This window comes from Stenotrophomonas sp. YJH_SMC_65 (assembly GCF_059369475.1).
This window is the reverse complement of the sequence record NZ_JCAFSR010000003.1, coordinates 391,674-409,347: the sequence shown is the minus strand read 5'-3', so window position 1 is coordinate 409,347 and position 17,674 is coordinate 391,674. Positions and strand designations below refer to the sequence as shown.

The following is a 17,674-nucleotide window of genomic DNA, read 5'->3' as shown; positions in this document are numbered from 1 at the left end:
CAGGCCTGACATGACCACGAGCGCCACCGCCCTCCTCCCGCTGCTGCAGCAGGCCCTGCAGGACACCGGCACCGCCAGCCGCATCGACGGCAACGCGCTGCTGCTGGACAGCGGCCTGCGCCTGACCCCGCATGCAATGGCCGCGCAGGCGCGCGACAACGGCGGCTGGCAGACCTCCACCGTCATTGAAAGCCAGCATCCGCAGTTGTTCGCCGATGGCCTGTTCGAGTACCAGCACGCAAATGGTGCCGATGAGCAGGCATCGCTGTTGTCCGGCTTCCAGGCCTGGGCCCGGGTGGACCTGGTGACCCTGCAGACCGCGATCGGCGCCCAAGACGCACAGGGCCTGCCGATGATGGGCCTGACCTATCCGGTCGGCGACGAGGGTGAGGAACATCAGCGCACCGTGGTGCTGGGGCCGTTGGCGCACTACCGTGCACAGGACGTGGATGCCTCCACCTGCAGCGAAGACGATCATGGCTCCTGCCCCTGCTGCCTGTTCACCCGCAGCATGGAGGCCTTCGACGAGCTGCTGAAAGCCCGCCATTTCCTCGCCATCCGCCTGTTCGCCTCGCGCGATGCCGACGGCCTGTGCGAGGCCGATTGCCGGGTCAACGGCCACGACTTCGCCGCCGCCCTGCCCCTGCTGCGCGCCTATGCTGCCAGTTGGCCGCAGGCCGGGCTGGAATTCCGCAAGCAGTACGTGGTGATCCGCACCGGCTCGCCGGGCTGAGCCCGGCCCACGCGCGGTACAGGCCGGTGCGGCTACACTGCGCGCCGGTTTCCCCAAGCAACCGCACTTTTTCCCATCCCACACGAGGCACCCCCGCGATGCTGTACGCGCAAGTCCACCTGACCCTTCCCGCCTGGATCCACGACCAGATCGACCTGGATCGTCGATATCCGGGCGATGAGGCCAAGGTCGCGCTGGCGATCGAGCTGTCGCGGCTGAACGTCGAGCACGCCAGTGGCGGTCCGTTCGGTGCGGTGGTGTTCGGACCGGACGACAAGGTCATCGCCGCCGGCGTGAACCGGGTGATGCCGCACGCGACCTCGCTGGCGCACGCCGAGAACATGGCCTACATGCTGGCCCAGCAGCGCCTGCAGACCCCGCGCCTGAACGCGGTGCTGTCGCCGGTCACCCTGGCCACCAGCTCGCAGCCGTGCTGCCAGTGCTACGGCGCCACCGTGTGGGCCGGCATCGACCGCCTGCTGATCGGTGCCAACTCGGCCGACGTCGAGGAACTGACCCCGTTCGATGAAGGCCCGCTGCCGGCCGACTGGGTGGGCGAGCTCAACAAGCGCGGCATCGAAGTGGTGCAAGGCCTGAACCGCGACGCCGCGCGCAGCGTGCTGCGTGCCTATGGGGAAAGCGATGGCGCCCGTTACTGAAACCGGCATCGGCCTGCTGTGCCTGTGCCGGCAGGGCTTCGAGCCCGAGCTGGCCGGCGAGCTGCAGTTCCGCGCCGGTGAAGCCGGTTTCGCCGGCTATGCGCGCACCCAGCGCAATGACGGCTACGTGCTTTTCATGTGCGACGAAGCCGCCGCGCTGGCGCCGCGCCTGCGCTGGCGCGAGCTGATCTTCGCGCGGCAGAAGCTGGTGGTGCTGGCCGAACTGCCGCAGCTGGACCCGGCGGACCGGATCACCCCGATGCTGGAAGTGCTGGCCGATGCGCCGCGCTTCGGCGACCTGTGGGTGGAACACCCCGATTCGGACGCCGGCAAGCCACTGTCCGGTCTGGCCCGTGCCTTCGGCAATGCACTGCGCCCGGCGCTGCGCAAGGCCGGCAAGCTCACTGATAAGCCGAACAACCGCCTGCCGCGCCTGCATGTGGTGTTCGTCGATGGCACCCATGCCTTCGTCTGCGTGGCCGACCCGGCCGACAGCGCACCGTGGGCGCTGGGCATCCCGCGCCTGAAGCTGCTGCCCGAGGCGCCTTCGCGTTCGGCGCTGAAGCTGGACGAGGCGCTGCTGACCCTGCTGACGCCGGAAGAACGCGAGGCGCTGGCCAAGCCCGGCATGCGTGCGGCCGACCTCGGCGCCGCACCCGGCGGCTGGACCTGGGTGCTGACCCGCCAGCACATGCACGTGCTGAGCATCGACAACGGCCCGCTGCGCCAGCACGTGCTGGACACCGGACTGGTCGAGCACCTGCGCGCCGATGGCTTCCACTGGCACCCGGAACAGCCGCTGGACTGGATGGTCTGCGACATGGTCGAGCAGCCGCGCCGCGTGGCCGAACGCATGGCCACCTGGTTCCGCGAGGGCTGGTGCCGGCATGCGATCTTCAATCTGAAACTGCCGATGAAGAAGCGCTGGGACGAAACCCGGCTGTGCCTGGACCTGTTCCAGGACCAGGCCGGCAAGCCGCTGGTGGTCCGCGCCAAGCAGCTCTATCACGACCGTGAAGAGATCACCGTCCTGGCTTCGCCGCTGCGCTGATCCGTCATCGGCGGCACAGGTTGCCGGGAGTACGCTCCCGGTACCCTCTGGCAAGGAGCCTGTCATGAACCTTCCACGTGCTGCCCTGCTGTTGACCATCCTGCTGGCCTCGGTACCGGCCATCGCCCAGCACGGCCCGTCCACGCCGGCGCAGAGCCAGCCGCTGGGCCCCACCGGCGGCGCGATCCGCCAGCAACCGCTGGATGCGGGCCGGGTCAGCGGCAGCGTCGAGATTCCGCAGCCGGCCGGCGAGGCGCAGGTGACCGTGCGTTCGCTGGAACCGAGCAGCGTGGTCGGCCAGTACCGCGTCCATTTCGCCGCGCTGGATGTGAACGGCGACGGTTTCATCAGCCGCGAGGAAGCACAGGCCAATCCGGCGCTGGCCGACGAATTCAATTCGCTGGACCGCAGGCACCGCGGCAAGCTGGACCGCACCGACCTGGCCGGCTGGCTGGTGGATTGAAAAAGGGGACGGAGGGGATTAAGTCGTATGTGCACAAACGACTTAATCCCCTCCGTCCCCTTTTTGCTTCAGACGCCGGCGGCGCGCTTCCAGAACGCCTGTACCAGCGGCGGCCATTTGCCGACACAGCCCAGCGCGCGGCCACGGGCCAGGGTCAAGTGCATCTCGTCGTTGGAGAACAGGCGGTTGATCGCATCGAAGCTGTAGGCGGCGATCTGGTTGTCGCTGCGCCGTTCGCGTGCCCAGCGCTGCAGGCGCTGCGGCGACAGCCGCGGCTGGCCACGGCGCTCGGCCGACGGCGCCAGCCACTGCTGCAGGGCGGCGACATCGCGCAGGCCCAGGTTCACGCCCTGCCCGGCCAGCGGATGCACCACATGCGCGGCATCACCCAATGCCAGCACGCGGCCGGCCACGTAGTGACGGGCCAGTTGGCGACGCAGCGGGAAGGCCGCACGCGGTGACGCCAGTCGCAGCTCACCCAGCCGTGCCGCGAAGGCGCGGGTCAGTTCCCGGTTGAAGGCGTCCTCGTCCAAGGCCAGCACACGTGCCGCCTCGTCCTCGGGCAGGGTCCAGACGATCGAGCTGCGGCGCTCGGCCACCGGCAGCAGCGCCAGCGGCCCGCCCGGCAGGAAACGCTGCCAGGCGGTGGCCTGGTTGGGAAGATCGCTGTCCACGTAGGCCACCACGCCACGCTGGTGGTAGTCATGCTTTTCAACCTCGATCCCGGCCAGTTGGCGCAGGGTCGATTCGGCGCCGTCGGCGGCCACCGCCAACGCCGCTTCCAGGCGACGCCCGTCATCCAGGCGCAGGCGCACGCCCTCCTCGTCCTGCTCCAGCGCGTCCACCCGTGCCGGGCAGTGCAGCTGCACGCCCGCCGCCGGCAACGCCGCCCACAGGCGATCCTGCAGCAGGCCGTTCTCGACGATGTAGCCCAGTTCACGACGGCCGAAGCGATCGGCATCGAACAGCAGATCTTCGCCACCGGCCGCATCCCACACCTGCATGCGCCGGTAGGGCCAGGCACGGGCCTGCGCGATCGCCGGCCACACACCGAGGCGGTTCAGCAGCTGAACGTTGTCAGCAGCGAAGGCGAACACGCGCAGGTCAGGCTGTGCGGCCTGCCACGGCGCGGGCTCACGACCTTCCACCAGCGCAACCGACAGGCCGGCATCGGCCAGCGCCAGCGCGCACGCGGCACCGACCACGCCACCACCGACGATGGCCACATCAAGGCGCATGCGCCGGCTCATGCGGCTTCTCCGCGGCACAGGCGCGGCACTTCGCCGCGGAAGCCCATCGCGCCACCGACCAGCATCGACTGCACCGAGGCGCGTTGCGCGGCCACCAGGCCGAGGCTGCGCAGCGGCCGCATCAGCGGTGCCGGATTGCTGGTCAGCCGTGCCAGGCCACCCGAGAACGCCACCGTCTGCCGTCGGTCTTCCTGGCGGCGCGCAACATAGGCCTGCAGCAGCACATCGCTGCCGGCATCCTCGTGCGCATCCTCCAGCAGTTCGGCCAGGGTCAGCGCATCGCGCAGGCCCAGGTTGAAGCCCTGCGCACCCAGCGGATGGATGGTCTGCGCGGCATTGCCCAGCAGCACCGTGCGTTCACCGGCCAATGCGCGCGCCAGCACCTGGATGAGCGGGTAAGCGCTGCGCGGGCCGGATTCGAGCAGCCGACCGGCACGCCAGCCGATCGCATCCTGCAGGCGCTGCAGCCAGGCCGCATCGTCCAGCGCCATCACCGCATCGGCCTGGTCCCGCGCCACGCCATGCACGGTGCCGAAGTGGCGGTCGCCGCGCGGCAGCAGGGCGGTCGGGCCGGTATCGGTGAAGCGCTCCCAGGCCGTGCCATCCGGCGCGCGCTGGCTGCGCACGCGGGCCACGAACAGGGTCTGCTGGAAATCATGCCGGTCGACCTCGATGCCCAGCGCGCCACGCACACCGCTGGTCGTGCCATCGGCACCGACCACCAGCCGTGCCAGCAGTACGCGCTCGCCGGTCTCGTCGGCCACCCGCACCTGGCGGTAGCCGTCGACCACCTCGCCCAGGCCCAGGAACCGCATCGGCCGGTAGCGCCGCAGCTGCGGCAGCTCCTGCAGGCGCGCTTCCAGCGCTTGGCCGAAGTCACGCGCGACAACCACCTGGCCGAACCACGGCCGGTCGTAGTCGGAAGCCTCCAGCTGCACGCGGCCGAAATCGCCGGCGCGGCTGACATGGATGCGGCGGATCGGGCCCGGCGCCATCGCCAGCTTCTGCATGACCCCCAACGCGGTCAGCGCGTTGACGGTCGCCGCGGCGAAACTGAGGTTGCGCTGGTCGAACACCGCCGGCAGCTCGCCGGCCGGGCTGGCTTCGAGCAGGCCCACGTCGCGGCCCAACCGGTCCAGGGCAATGGCCAGGCTGGCACCGACCAGGCCGCCACCGACGATCAGCACGTCATGTCGTTCACTCATGGTGTTCATGATACGCGCTCGCCCCGCCCGGACACCCAACAGCCCCCGACCTGCGCCAACCGGCGCGGCGGGCTAGAATGAAACCTGAATCCGCTCCGGGCCCGCTGCCATGTCCGCCACCGCCAACCGTGCCTTCGTCCTGTCCGTACTCGTGCTGTTGCTGGCGGCGACCCGGGTCAACCACTTCGCGGCGATCCCGGATGCCTCCTGGGCGGTGTTCTTCATCGGCGGCTTCTACCTGGCTGGCTGGACCCGCTGGGCGTTCCCGCTGCTGATGGTGTTCGCGGTGCTGGTGGACTGGATCGTGATCCGCAGCAGCGGCCTGGATTTCTGGCAGCACTACTGCGTGTCGCCGGGTTACTGGCTGCTGCTGCCGGCGTATTTCTCGCTGTGGGCCGGCGGCATGCTGCTGGGCCGCAACTACCAGGGGGCACGCTGGCCGGTACTGGCCAAGGGCGCGCTGCTGCTGGTGGCCTCGGTGGCGGTCTGTCACCTGCTCGCGCAGGGCGGCTTCTACTGGACCAGCCGCAACGTGGCCGAGCCGACGCTGGCCGGCTGGGCACAGAACTACGCACAGTGGTTCGGGCCGTACCTTCGCACCACCGCCATCTACGTGGCGCTGGCCGCCGCCCTGCAGCTGGCCGTGGAGCAGGTACTGAAGCTCCAGCAGGCCCGCCGCGACATCCGGCACTGAGCCGCGCCATGGGTCATCGCCTCTCGCGCATCTATACCCGCACCGGCGACGACGGCAGTACCGGCCTTGGCGACGGCCAGCGCGTGGCCAAGGATGATGCCCGCGTGGCGTCCTACGGCACTGTCGACGAAGCCAATGCCGCACTCGGCCTGCTGCTGGCCACGGCGCTGCCCGACGACGTGCGCGCGCTGGTGGTGCATCTGCAGCACCAGCTGTTCGACCTGGGCGCCGAACTGTGCATCCCCGGCCACGCCGCGATCCACGCCGCCGATGTGTCGGCACTGGAACAGCAGCTGGACCACTACAACGCCAGCCTGCCGATGTTGAAGGAATTCATCCTGCCAGCCGGTGGCGAGGCCGCCGCACGCTGCCACCTGGCGCGCACCATCGTCCGCCGCGCCGAGCGCGAGACGGTCACCCTGGCCCGCCACGACGCCGTGCGCAGCGAGGCGCTGCAGTACCTCAACCGGCTGTCGGACCTGTTGTTCGTGCTGGCCCGGGTGCTGGCCCGTGCCGATGGCCATGGCGAAGCGCTGTGGCAGCCACAGCAGCGCCAGCGCTGAGTCGGCACGATGCTGGTCTTCACCCATCCGTCCTGCCTGCTGCATGACCCCGGCCCTGGCCATCCGGAGTGCCCGCAACGCCTGCAGCATGTGCTCGATGCCCTGCACGCCGCCTTCCCCGGCCAGCTGGACTGGCGCGAGGCGCCGCCGGCCAAGTTCGGCGAACTGACCCGGGTCCACGACAGCGCCCTGCTCGACTTCGTGCTGCAGCCGCAGACCGCGCCGCTGCGACAGCTGGACATGGACACCTGGACCTCGCCCGGCTCGGCCAGTGCCGCCGTGCATGCCGCCGGCGCCGGCGTGGCGGCGGTAGATGCGGTGATGCTGGGCGAGGACCCGCTGGCGTTCTGCGCGGTGCGGCCACCGGGCCACCACGCCACCAGCAGCACTGCGATGGGCTTCTGCCTGCTCAACAACATCGCCATCGCCGCCGCCTACGCCCGCGACCGTCATGGCCTGGAGCGGATCGCGGTGGTCGATTTCGATGTCCACCATGGCAACGGCACCCAGGACATCTTCCAGCACGACGCCCGGGTCTCGTACTACAGCACCCACCAGGCCGGGCTGTTCCCCAACTCCGGCCTGCGCCGCGACCGCGGTGCCGGCAACCTGATGAACATCCTGCTGCCCCCCGGCAGCGGCGGTTTCCGCTTCCGCAATGTGTGGGCCGACGAGATGCTGCCGGCCATCGACGACTTCCGGCCGCAGCTGCTGCTGATTTCGGCCGGCTTCGATGCCCACCTGCGCGATCCGCAGGCCGACCTGATGCTGGAAACCGACGATTTCGCCTGGATCACCCGCGAACTGCATGCGCTGGCGCGCCGCCATGCGGCCGGCCGGGTGGTCTCGATGCTGGAAGGCGGCTATGACCTGCAGGCCCTTGCCGAGTGCAGCGTGGCCCATGTCCGGGCCCTGCTGCCCCCCCCACCGGGCAGCGTCTCCGGATGAACCCGAACCGGCAGGATCCGACGCCCTTCATTGCCCCTATGCAAGGGATGGGGCAAGCTACCGTCCGTTTTCGCCCGAATCCGAACCGCGTGCGCCGAGCCCTCCGCCTGCTTCCCCTGCCTCTGAGCATCGCCATCTGCCTGCCGGCAATGGCCGATGAAAAGCCGCTCAACTGGGGCCTGTGCCCGGCTACCGACGTGATTCCCGCGTTCACCGATGCCCCTATCCCGGTCCCGGTCCCGGGGCAGGACAAGGCCGCCGCCAGCGCCGCGCGCGAGCAGCAGCCGACCGACATCGAGGGTGACCAGCTGCTGGGCACCACCACCGTGCCGCAGTACGAAGGCAACGTGGCCCTGCGCCGTGGCGACCAGTTCGTCGGCACCGACAAGCTCAGCTTCGATACCGAGACCGGCAACTACATCGCCGACGGCAATGTCCGCTACCAGGACTCCTCGATCCGCATGGTCGCCAAGCGCGCCGAGGGCAACCAGGAAAGCGACACCCACAAGATCACCGACATCAAGTACCAGCTGGTGTCGCGCCGCGGCAACGGCGATGCCGAATCGGTCGACCTGCAGGGCGCGGTCGGCCAGATGCACCGCTCCACCTACACCACCTGCGACCCGTCGCAGCCGGTGTGGAAGCTGTCGGCGCCGCAGATCGAAGTGGACAACGACGAAGGCTTCGGTACCGCCCGCAACGCCGTGCTTCGCATCGGCAAGGTGCCGGTGCTGTGGGCGCCGTACTTCAAGTTCCCGATCGACGACCGCCGCAAGACCGGCCTGCTGTTCCCGCAGCTGGGCATGTCCGGCCGCAACGGTTTCGATTACGCACAGCCGATCTACTTCAACCTGGCGCCGAACTACGACGACACGTTGACCCCGCGCTACATGAGCCGGCGCGGCCTGATGCTCGACAACGAATTCCGCTACCTCTACAACGGCGGCCGCGGCGAACTGCTGACCGCGTTCATGCCCAACGACAAACTGCGCGACCGCGACCGCGGCCGGGTGATGTTCGGCGGCTACCACAACCTCGACGACCACTGGCAGGCCCGCGCCAACCTGGCCTGGGTCAGCGACGAACGCTATGTGGAAGACTTCGCCAACCGCCTGGTGGGGGTCACCGCGTCGAACCTGCAGAGCACCATCGGCCTGTACGGCACTGGCAGGAACTGGACGGCCGGCATCATGGCCGACCGCTGGCAGCTGACCGACTACACCCTCAACGAGGGTGCGCTGGCCTACAACCGCCAGCCGCGCCTGTATTTCAACTGGGACAAGCCGGTCCTGCCGTGGCTGGAAACCGGCATCTACGCCGAAGCCGTGCGTTTCACCCACGACGACATCAACTTCAAGTACGGCGCTGATGCGGGACCGGACCTGCAGTACACCCGCAACGGCAGCCGTCAGACCGACGGCATCGGTGTCAGCGGCGGCTCGCGGCTGGATGTCAAACCCTACGTGTCGTTCCCGATCAGCGGCGCGGCCTGGTATGTCACGCCGACCCTGGCCTACCGCTATACCGGTTACCAGCTGGACCGTGGCCTGGTTGATGGCGTGAACGGCATCCGCGGCCAGATCCTGCGTTCGCAGGGCATCGACCCGAACACCGCCACACCGGAACAGCTGCGCGGCAACACCTCGCCCAGCCGCAGCCTGCCGATCGGCAGCATCGACGCCGGCCTGTTCTTCGATCGCGAGACCCGCATCGGTGGCAAGTCCTTCCTGCAGACCCTGGAACCGCGCCTGTTCTACCTGCGCACGCCCTACCGCGATCAGGACGAGCTGCCGATCTTCGACACCCGCGACTTCACCTTCAGCTGGGGCCAGCTGTTCCGCGATTCTCGCTATACCGGCGCCGATCGCCAGAACGACGCCAACCAGCTGACCATGGCGCTGAGCACCCGCTTCATCGACCAGACCACCGGCAAGGAACGCTTCTCGGCCTCCATCGGCCAGATCCAGTACTTCGACGAATCGCGGGTGACCGTCACCCCGGGTGGCGCGCCGGTGGAGAAGGGCAAGTCGGCGTGGATCGCTGACGGCAACTACATGATCAACGACCGCTGGACCCTGGGTGCCACCTACCAGTGGGACCCCAAGTACAAGCGCGAGGATCTGGCCAGCGTCCGCGCCCGCTACCTGATGCCCAACGATGGCGTGATCAACCTCAGCTACCGTTACCGCATCAACTCCGGCGCCCCGGCCACCGCCAACAAGCATGACCGCACGCTGCTGGAACAGGCCGACCTGTCGTTCCTGTACCCGCTGAATGCGCGCTGGAGCCTGGTCGGCCGCTACTACTACTCGCTGCAGGACAAGGAACCGCTGGAGATCATCGCCGGCGTCCAGTGGGACAGCTGCTGCCTGGCCGTGCGTGCGGTCGCCCGCCGCTACGTCCGCAACCGCGAAGGCGAGATGAACAACGCCATCCAGCTGGAGTTCGTGCTCAAGGGCCTGAGCTCCCTGGGCCAGGACACGGACCGTACCCTGCGCCGTGCTATCCTCGGCTACAACCGCGACGACCTCTATCTCGTGCCGCCGAGCAACACCGGGGCGACCCGGGATGACTACGATCCGAACCTGATCCCATGACCAAGCGCTTCCCCGTTCTTCTCGCCTCGCTGCTGGCGGTGTCCAGCGTGTCCGCCCCCCTGCAGGTGCTTGCCCAGGAGGCGCAGCCGCTTGACCGCATCGCCGCCGTCGTCGATGAGGACGTGATCCTGCAGAGCGAGCTCCAGCGTGCGATCGCCAACATCAAGGCGCAGTACGCCGGCCGCGAAAACCAGCTGCCGCCGGAAGACGTGCTCAGCCGCCAGGTGCTCGAGCGCCTGGTGCTGGTCAAGCTGCAGGTGGCCCGCGCCCAGGGCAGCGGCATCCGGGTCAGCGACCAGGAGCTGAACCAGGCGATGAACTCCATCGCCCAGCAGAACGGTTCGAACCTGGACGCCCTGCGCCAGCGCCTGGCCCATGACGGCATCGACTTCAACGATTTCCGCGCCTCGGTGCGTGACGAGATCACCGTGCAGCGCCTGCGCCAGAGCTTCGCGCAGAGCCGCATCAGCGTCAGCGAGGGTGAAGTCGACGCCGCGCTGAAGCAGCAGGCCACGGTGGGCAACCAGTACCACCTGGCGCACATCCTGATCGCCCTGCCCGACGGTGCCAACGCCGACCAGATCGCCACCGGCCAGAAGAAGGCCGATGGTGTGAAGACCCTGCTGGACAAGGGCGAGCTGGACTTCAACGCTGCAGCCGTGCGCTATTCGGACAGCCCGAATGCACTGGAAGGCGGTGACCTGGGCTGGCGCAGCCTGGATGAAATCCCGCAGGCCTTTGCCCAGATGATGGAAAAGATGAAGCCCGGCGAAGTGGTCGGCCCGATCCGTGGCCCGAGTGGCTTCCAGCTGCTGAAGCTGGTGGAAGTGCGTGACGCCAGCTCCGCCGCCGCCGGTGAGCATACGGTCACCGAATTCCACGGCCGCCACATCCTGGTGCGCGTGGACGACCACCAGACCGACGCCGCCGCCAAGGCCAAGATCGACACCCTGCGTGCCCGCATCGCCGGTGGTGCCGAGTTCCAGACCGTTGCCAAGGAATCCTCCGAGGACAACAACAGCAAGGGCCAGGGCGGTGACCTGGGCTGGTTCCCGGCCGACGCGTTCGGTCCGGCCTTCGGCCAGCAGGTGGAAGGCCTCCAGGACGGTGGCGTCAGCCAGCCGTTCCGTACCGATGCCGGTTGGCACATCGTGCAGCGCGTGGCGACCCGCCAGACCGACGTGACCACCGACAACCAGCGTGCCCAGGTCCGCGAGACCATCGGCCGCCGCAAGCTGGAAGACGAGTACAACCGCTTCCTGCAGGAACTGCGTGGCGAAGCCTACGTCAGCTTCCGCAGCGGCGACCGCGCGGAAAACACCGCCACCCCGCCGCAGTCCTGAACGATGCGCCCCGAGCTCGCTCTGGTACCGGGCGAGCCCGCCGGGATCGGCCCGGAGCTATGTGTCCGCCTCGTCCAGCAGCCGCGTGAAGATTGCCGGCTGCTGGCCTTTGCCGACCCGGACACCCTGCACGCGGCCGCGGCCGCGCTGAACCTGCCCCTGCAGCTGCTGCCCGAGGACGCCGAAGCACGCGCCCCCGGCGATCTGCGCCTGCGCGCTGTCCGCAACGCTGCGCCCAGCCGCTTCGGCCAGGCCGATCCGGCCAATGCCGGCGCGGTCATCGGCGCCCTGCTCGGCGCCGGCCAGGCCTGCCTGTCCGGCGAACTGCACGGTGTTGTGACCGGCCCGGTGCACAAGGCGGTCATCAATGAAGGCGGCATCGCCTACAGCGGCACCACTGAACTGCTGGCCGACCAGGCCGGGGTGAAGGTGGTGATGATGCTGGCCAACCACATCGTGCGCGTGGCCCTGGCCACCACCCACCTGCCGCTGCGCGAGGTGGCCGATGCGATCACCGCGCCCGGCCTGGAGCACACGCTGCGCACGGTGCACGCCGCACTGCGCCGTGAGTTCGGCCTGCCTGCGCCGCGCATCGCCGTGCTCGGCCTGAACCCGCACGCCGGCGAAGATGGCCACCTGGGCCGCGAAGAACTGGATCTGGTCATCCCGCTGCTGCAGCGCCTGCGCGCGGAGGGCATGGACCTCGTCGGGCCGCTGCCGGCCGATACCGCCTTCCTGCCCGCCAAGCTGGCCGGCTTCGACACCGTGCTGGCGATGTACCACGACCAGGGCCTGCCGGTACTGAAATATTCCGGCTTCGAACAGGCGGTGAACCTGACCCTGGGCCTGCCCTATCCGCGCGTGGCGGTGGACCATGGCACCGCGCTGGAGCTGGCCGGCCGCGGCATCGCCGATCCCTCCAGCCTGCAGGCGGCAACGACGCTGTGTGCGCAGCTTGCGCGGCAACGTACACTGGGCGCATGAATTCCCCGCATTCCCCCTCCGGCCCGGTGTTCACCGCACCGGCCAAGAAGCAGCTTGGCCAGCATTTCCTGGCCGACCGCCACTACATCGACAAGATCGTGATGGCGGTCAACCCGAAAGACGGCGACCGCCTGGTCGAGATCGGCCCTGGCCAGGGCGCGATCACCCTGCCGCTGCTGCGCGTGCACCCCACGCTGACGGTGATCGAGTTCGACCGCGACCTGATCGCGCCGCTGACCGCCGCCGCCGAGCCGCTGGGCGAGCTGACCATCGTTCATCGCGACGTGCTGCGCGTGGACTTCACCGAACTGGCCGCCGGCCAGCCGATCCGCCTGGTCGGCAACCTGCCCTACAACATCTCCTCGCCGATCCTGTTCCATGCGCTGGAGCATGCCGCGGTCATCCGCGACATGCACTTCATGCTGCAGAAGGAAGTGGTCGACCGCATGGCGGCCGGCCCCGGCAGCAAGGTGTATGGCCGCCTCAGCGTGATGCTGCAGGCCTACTGCCAGGTGACCTCGCTGTTCGTGGTGCCGCCGGGCGCGTTCCGGCCGCCGCCGAAGGTCGATTCGGCCGTGGTGCGTCTGGTGCCGCGTGACCCGGCCGCGATCAACATCAACGACCACAAGCGCTTCGCCGAGGTGGTCAAGGCCGCCTTCGGGCAGCGCCGCAAGACCCTGCGCAATGCCCTGAACAACGTGGTGTCCGCCGAGCAGTTCATCGCCGCCGGCGTGCGTCCCGATGCCCGCGCCGAACAGCTGGACGTGGCCGAATTCATCGCTTTGGCCAATGCCTCCTGATTACACTGCCGGTATGGAAGACGCTGACGTTTATGCCATCTCCGTCGAAGTCGCGCCGCGCTTCCTCGACGATCAATCCGCGCCGGAAGACGGTCGCTTTGCGTTCGCCTACACGATCCGCATCCACAACCAGGGGCGGGTCGCGGCACGCCTGGTCGCGCGCCACTGGCGCATCACCGATGCCAATGGCCGTGTCGAGCATGTCGATGGCGACGGGGTGATCGGCGAGCAGCCGCGGCTGCGCCCCGGTGAAGACTTCCGTTACACGTCCGGTGTCATGCTGGGGACCGATCACGGGACCATGCAGGGGCACTACGACATGGTCGCCGACGATGGCACCGAATTTGCCGCGCCGGTCGCACCCTTCGTGCTGGCCGTGCCGCGTACCCTGCACTGACACGGAGGCCGAACGATGAGTGTGTGGGCGATCGGCGACCTGCAGGGCTGCTATGACGTCACCCAGCGATTGCTGGAGAAGATCCGCTTCGACCCGGCGCAGGACACCCTGTGGTTCTGCGGCGACCTGGTCAACCGCGGCGGGCAGTCGCTGGAAACGCTGCGGCTGGTGCACTCGCTGCGCGAGCACAGCGTGGTGGTGCTGGGCAACCATGATCTTTCGCTGCTGGCCGTCGGTTCGCGTACCGAAGAGGAACAGCGCAAGGTCAACCCGGACCTGCTGCGCATCGTGCAGGCCGAGGACCGCGACGAACTGCTGGACTGGCTGCGCCTGCAGAAGCTGGTGCACGTGGACCGCGAGCTGGGCTGGATGATGGTGCACGCCGGCCTGGCGCCGAAGTGGACCACGCAGATGGCCGAGAAGCATGCCGCCGAGGTCGAGGTGCAACTGCATGGCGCCGGCTACCGCAAGCTGTTCCGCAACATGTACGGCGACAAGCCGAGCTGGGCCCCGAACCTGTCCGGTTACGACCGCTCGCGCGCGATCATCAACGTGCTCACCCGCATGCGCTACTGCACCCCGCGGGGGCGCATCGGCATCGAGGACAAGGGCACGCCGGGCACGCAGGAACAGGGGCTGTATCCCTGGTTCGAAGTGCCCGGCCGGGTCGAGCGCGACCTCAAGGTCGTCTGCGGCCACTGGTCGGCGCTGGGCCTGACCATCACCCAGGGCGTGCACGCCATCGACACTGGCGCGGTCTGGGGCGGCAAGCTGACCGCGCTCCAGCTTGATACCGACGAGCTGCGCGTAGTGCAGGTTCCGGGCCGCGACGTACCGGCACCCGTGCCCAACGCCCGCCCGCCGGCGCGACCGGCGCACGAGCGCCCCGGCGCTGCGACGCAGGGCAAGGAACAGGGCGGCAACGCCGCTGCCACCCCGGGCAACCGTGGCCCACGCCGCCGTCGCCGTCGTGGTGGCGGAGGGGGCGGCGCGGGTGGCGGCACCCACAACAGTCCCCCGCCGCAGGCGTGACGCGGCGCGGCTGGGCACCAGGGACGGTGCTGCTGACGCTGGCCCTGGCCAGCGGCTGCCAGCCCGGCTCGCCGCCTGCTCCCACGGCTGCGGATGGTGCTGCACATGCGCCGACGCAGCCGCAGGCCCCTTCGCCGCCACTGGTGGCCGCAGCCCGCGCGCAGGTCGGCGTCACCACCCGTTACGATCCTGCTTACCAGGTACTGGCCTATCCTGGCGGCGACGTGCCACTGGATCGCGGCGTGTGCACGGACGTGGTGGTGCGCGCCCTGCGCGATCTGGGCCTGGACCTGCAGGCACGCGTGCATGAGGACATGCGCGGCAGTTTCAGTGCCTATCCGGCGATCTGGGGCCTGTCACGGCCGGACCGCAACATCGATCATCGTCGTGTACCGAACCTGATGCGCTGGTTCGAGCGCCAGGGCTGGCAGCAACCGATCACAGCCCTCGCCGCCGACTACGCGGCCGGCGACATCGTTGCCTGGAAGCTCAATGGCAACGGCCTGCTGCACGTGGGCATCGTTTCTGACCGGCGCCTGGCCAACGGCACACCGCTGGTGCTGCACAACATCGCGCGCGGCACGCGCGAAGAGAACCTGCTGCTCCAGCACGCGATCATCGGGCATTACCGGATGCCGTAGGCAATCCTGTAGAGCCGAGCCATGCTCGGCTCCGGGATGTGTCCGCGGAAAGCAGCCGAGCATGGCTCGGCTCTACAGGTGCGTTGCGATCAGCGGCGCACGTAGTGCACGAAGCGGAACGCGTAGGCGTGCCGTTCGTCGGCCGGGTGCGGCTCGCTGCTCACTTCCTGCCAGTCCTGCACGTCCACTTCGGGGAAATGGGTATCGGCGGGGACTTCGGCATCGACCCAGGTCAGGTACAGGTCACTGGCCTGGTCCAGCAACTGGTGGAAGATCTCGCCGCCGCCGATGATGCACAGCTCGCGGGCGCCCTCGCCTTCGGCAATCGCCTTCGCCTCGGCCAGCGACGCCACCGCACGCATGCCCTCGAACGGCACCTGGCCGCTGCGGGTCAGCACCAGGTTGGTCCGCCCCGGCAGCACGCGGCCGATGGACTCGGCCGTCTTGCGCCCCATCAGGATCGGCTTGCCCAGGGTGAGCGCCTTGAAGTGCTTGAAGTCATCCGGCAGGTGCCAGGGCATGACATTGCCCTGGCCGATGCCACGGTTGCGGTCCAGCGCCACGATCATCGACAGCTTCAGGGCGCTCATACCGCCACCGGCGCCTTGATCGCCGGGTGCGGGTCGTAGCCATCGATGCGGATGTCGTCGAACTGGAAGCCGAACAGGTCGGTCACCTCCGGGTTCAACCACAGCTTCGGCAGCGCGCGCGGTTCACGCGACAGCTGCTCGCGGGCCTGCTCGAAATGGTTCGAATACAGGTGCGCGTCACCCAGCGTATGCACGAAGTCGCCCACGCCCAGGCCGGTGGCCTGCGCCACCATGTGGGTCAGCAGCGCGTAGCTGGCGATGTTGAACGGAACGCCAAGGAAGATGTCACCGCTGCGCTGGTAGAGCTGGCAGCTGAGCTTGCCGTCCACCACGTAGAACTGGAACAGGTTGTGGCACGGCATCAGCGCCATCTGCGAAAGCTCGCCCACATTCCAGGCACTGACCACCAGCCGGCGCGAATCGGGGTTGCGCTTGATCTCGTCCACAAGCCACTGCATCTGGTCGATCTGGCGGCCGTCGGCGGTGGCCCAGCTGCGCCACTGCTTGCCGTAGACCGGGCCGAGGTCGCCGTTCTCGTCGGCCCACTCGTCCCAGATGCGCACCTGGTTGTCCTTCAGGTAGCCGATGTTGGTGTCGCCCTTCAGGAACCACAGCAGCTCGTGGATGATCGAGCGCAGGTGCAGTTTCTTGGTGGTGACCAGCGGAAAGCCTTCGGTGAGGTCGAAGCGCATCTGCCAGCCGAACACGCTGCGGGTGCCGGTACCGGTGCGATCACTCTTCTCGGCGCCGTGCTCGAGCACGTGCGCCAGCAGGTCCAGGTAGGGCTTCATGGCTTGCCCTCGGCAGCCACCGGCAACTGCGGCTGCAGCACCGGCGCGCGGCGCGACATCACCAGCAGCACCAGGCCGAAGGCGATCAGCGGCAGGCTGAGGATCTGGCCACGGGTCAGCCAGTCGAAGGCCACGTAGACGCCGTTGTCCGGCATGCGCACGAACTCCACCGCGAAGCGGAACAGGCCGTACATCAACGCGAACAGGCCACCCACCAGGTAGCGGTGGCGCGGCTTGGCCGACACCGCCCACAGCACCACGAACATCACCAGGCCTTCCAGGAACGCTTCATACAGCTGCGACGGATGGCGGGCGTACGGGTTCAATGCGCCGGTGGCGAACTGCGCCTGCAGCGTCGCGTGGTCGAGCTGGTTCAGCGGGGCCGGCAGGCCGGACGGGAACACCACGCCCCAGGTCCCGTCGGTGTACTTGCCCCACAGCTCGGCGCCGATGAAGTTGCCGATGCGCCCGAAGCCCAGGCCCAGTGGCACCAGCGGCGCCATGAAATCCATGGTGTCGAAGAAATGCAGCTTGTGCTTGCGCGACCACCACCAGCAGGCGCCCAGCACGCCCAGCAGGCCACCGTGGAAGCTCATGCCGCCGTCCCACACCTTGAACAGCAGCAGCGGGTTGTGCAGGAAATCGCCCAGCGCGTAGAACAGCATGTAGCCGATGCGCCCGCCCAGCACCACGCCGAGCATGGCGTAGAACAGCAGGTCGGAGAAGCCGTTGGCATCGACGCCCGGCAGGCGCCCCGCGGCAATGCGCGTGCGGCCCAGCAGCCACGCTGCGGTGAAGCCGAGCAGGTACATGATGCCGTACCAGTGCACCTTGATCGGCCCCAGCGAAAGGGCGATGGGGTCGATGTCGTGGAAATAGATCATGGAAAACGCCTGGCGGGAGTACGGGTATTTTAGCGTCCCTGCCCCGCCC

Annotated in this window: 18 protein-coding genes and 1 pseudogene; 14 read left to right on the top strand and 5 right to left on the bottom strand. The window is 68.6% G+C overall.

Translation table 11 applies throughout. The features are described 5' to 3' along the window. The first annotated feature begins 10 nt into the window (after positions 1–10). The 4 genes from AC5P7A_RS07805 to AC5P7A_RS07790 all read left to right on the top strand — a co-directional run bounded on the left by AC5P7A_RS07805 (position 11) and on the right by AC5P7A_RS07790 (position 2,906). Entirely contained in the window at positions 11–733 is a 723-nt protein-coding gene (locus tag AC5P7A_RS07805) for a DUF6348 family protein (RefSeq protein ID WP_014645997.1), read from the top strand. A 98-nt stretch (positions 734–831) separates the two neighbouring features. Next, positions 832–1,392, top strand: coding sequence for a nucleoside deaminase (locus tag AC5P7A_RS07800; RefSeq protein ID WP_004154307.1), 561 nt, complete (start codon positions 832–834; stop codon positions 1,390–1,392). Next, complete coding sequence (rlmM, locus tag AC5P7A_RS07795) at positions 1,376–2,443, top strand: 23S rRNA (cytidine(2498)-2'-O)-methyltransferase RlmM (RefSeq protein WP_046428937.1); 1,068 nt, start codon at positions 1,376–1,378, stop codon at positions 2,441–2,443. Before AC5P7A_RS07800 ends, rlmM begins: the two co-directional genes overlap by 17 nt. A gap of 64 nt (positions 2,444–2,507) precedes the next feature. Next, positions 2,508–2,906, top strand: coding sequence for an EF-hand domain-containing protein (locus AC5P7A_RS07790; protein WP_014645995.1), 399 nt, complete (start codon positions 2,508–2,510; stop codon positions 2,904–2,906). Between the two features lie 68 nt (positions 2,907–2,974). On the opposite strand, the gene AC5P7A_RS07785 is transcribed toward AC5P7A_RS07790, so the two are convergent. Together AC5P7A_RS07785 and ubiH are read right to left on the bottom strand one after the other, a co-directional pair. Further along, positions 2,975–4,156, bottom strand: coding sequence for a UbiH/UbiF family hydroxylase (locus AC5P7A_RS07785; protein WP_126411748.1), 1,182 nt, complete (start codon positions 4,154–4,156; stop codon positions 2,975–2,977). Then, positions 4,153–5,361 (bottom strand): 2-octaprenyl-6-methoxyphenyl hydroxylase, encoded by a 1,209-nt coding sequence (gene ubiH / locus AC5P7A_RS07780; RefSeq protein WP_014645993.1) that lies wholly within the window; start codon positions 5,359–5,361, stop codon positions 4,153–4,155. Before ubiH ends, AC5P7A_RS07785 begins: the two co-directional genes overlap by 4 nt. Positions 5,362–5,470: 109 nt before the next feature. On the opposite strand from ubiH, the gene AC5P7A_RS07775 reads away from it, so the two are divergent. The 10 genes and pseudogenes from AC5P7A_RS07775 to AC5P7A_RS07730 all read left to right on the top strand — a co-directional run bounded on the left by AC5P7A_RS07775 (position 5,471) and on the right by AC5P7A_RS07730 (position 15,360). Beyond that, entirely contained in the window at positions 5,471–6,055 is a 585-nt protein-coding gene (locus AC5P7A_RS07775; protein ID WP_014645992.1) for a hypothetical protein, read from the top strand. Between the two features lie 8 nt (positions 6,056–6,063). Further along, complete coding sequence (locus AC5P7A_RS07770; RefSeq protein WP_014645991.1) at positions 6,064–6,618, top strand: cob(I)yrinic acid a,c-diamide adenosyltransferase; 555 nt, start codon at positions 6,064–6,066, stop codon at positions 6,616–6,618. A 9-nt stretch (positions 6,619–6,627) separates the two neighbouring features. Continuing rightward, positions 6,628–7,566, top strand: a complete 939-nt coding sequence (locus AC5P7A_RS07765; RefSeq protein WP_014645990.1) for a histone deacetylase family protein — start codon at positions 6,628–6,630, stop codon at positions 7,564–7,566. Between the two features lie 89 nt (positions 7,567–7,655). Continuing rightward, positions 7,656–10,163, top strand: coding sequence for an LPS-assembly protein LptD (lptD, locus tag AC5P7A_RS07760; RefSeq protein ID WP_495220012.1), 2,508 nt, complete (start codon positions 7,656–7,658; stop codon positions 10,161–10,163). Continuing rightward, positions 10,160–11,491: pseudogene (locus AC5P7A_RS07755) on the top strand (peptidylprolyl isomerase); the annotation flags it as partial. The gene lptD and the pseudogene AC5P7A_RS07755, both read left to right, overlap by 4 nt. An 18-nt stretch (positions 11,492–11,509) precedes the next feature. Next, positions 11,510–12,490, top strand: coding sequence for a 4-hydroxythreonine-4-phosphate dehydrogenase PdxA (gene pdxA, locus AC5P7A_RS07750; RefSeq protein ID WP_046428925.1), 981 nt, complete (start codon positions 11,510–11,512; stop codon positions 12,488–12,490). Next, a complete protein-coding gene (rsmA, locus tag AC5P7A_RS07745) occupies positions 12,487–13,290 on the top strand; it encodes a 16S rRNA (adenine(1518)-N(6)/adenine(1519)-N(6))-dimethyltransferase RsmA (protein WP_014645986.1) in 804 nt (267 codons plus the stop codon). Before pdxA ends, rsmA begins: the two co-directional genes overlap by 4 nt. Positions 13,291–13,303: 13 nt before the next feature. Beyond that, positions 13,304–13,687: a Co2+/Mg2+ efflux facilitator ApaG/CorD gene (gene apaG / locus AC5P7A_RS07740; RefSeq protein WP_008268668.1), complete on the top strand. Its 384-nt coding sequence runs from the start codon at positions 13,304–13,306 to the stop codon at positions 13,685–13,687. Positions 13,688–13,702: 15 nt separating this feature from the next. Then, entirely contained in the window at positions 13,703–14,719 is a 1,017-nt protein-coding gene (locus tag AC5P7A_RS07735) for a symmetrical bis(5'-nucleosyl)-tetraphosphatase (protein ID WP_014645985.1), read from the top strand. Then, positions 14,716–15,360, top strand: a complete 645-nt coding sequence (locus tag AC5P7A_RS07730) for a DUF1287 domain-containing protein (protein ID WP_495220011.1) — start codon at positions 14,716–14,718, stop codon at positions 15,358–15,360. The genes AC5P7A_RS07735 and AC5P7A_RS07730 overlap by 4 nt, the downstream gene beginning before the upstream one ends. An 89-nt stretch (positions 15,361–15,449) precedes the next feature. On the opposite strand, the gene AC5P7A_RS07725 is transcribed toward AC5P7A_RS07730, so the two are convergent. Genes AC5P7A_RS07725 through lgt form a run of 3 tightly spaced genes read right to left on the bottom strand, consistent with a single transcriptional unit; the run spans position 15,450 to position 17,625 of the window. Then, a complete protein-coding gene (locus AC5P7A_RS07725; protein WP_495220026.1) occupies positions 15,450–15,941 on the bottom strand; it encodes a dihydrofolate reductase in 492 nt (163 codons plus the stop codon). Positions 15,942–15,946: 5 nt separating this feature from the next. Next, complete coding sequence (locus tag AC5P7A_RS07720; protein ID WP_075077063.1) at positions 15,947–16,741, bottom strand: thymidylate synthase; 795 nt, start codon at positions 16,739–16,741, stop codon at positions 15,947–15,949. Continuing rightward, entirely contained in the window at positions 16,738–17,625 is an 888-nt protein-coding gene (gene lgt / locus AC5P7A_RS07715) for a prolipoprotein diacylglyceryl transferase (protein WP_046428907.1), read from the bottom strand. The genes AC5P7A_RS07720 and lgt overlap by 4 nt, the downstream gene beginning before the upstream one ends. Positions 17,626–17,674 lie beyond the last annotated feature (49 nt).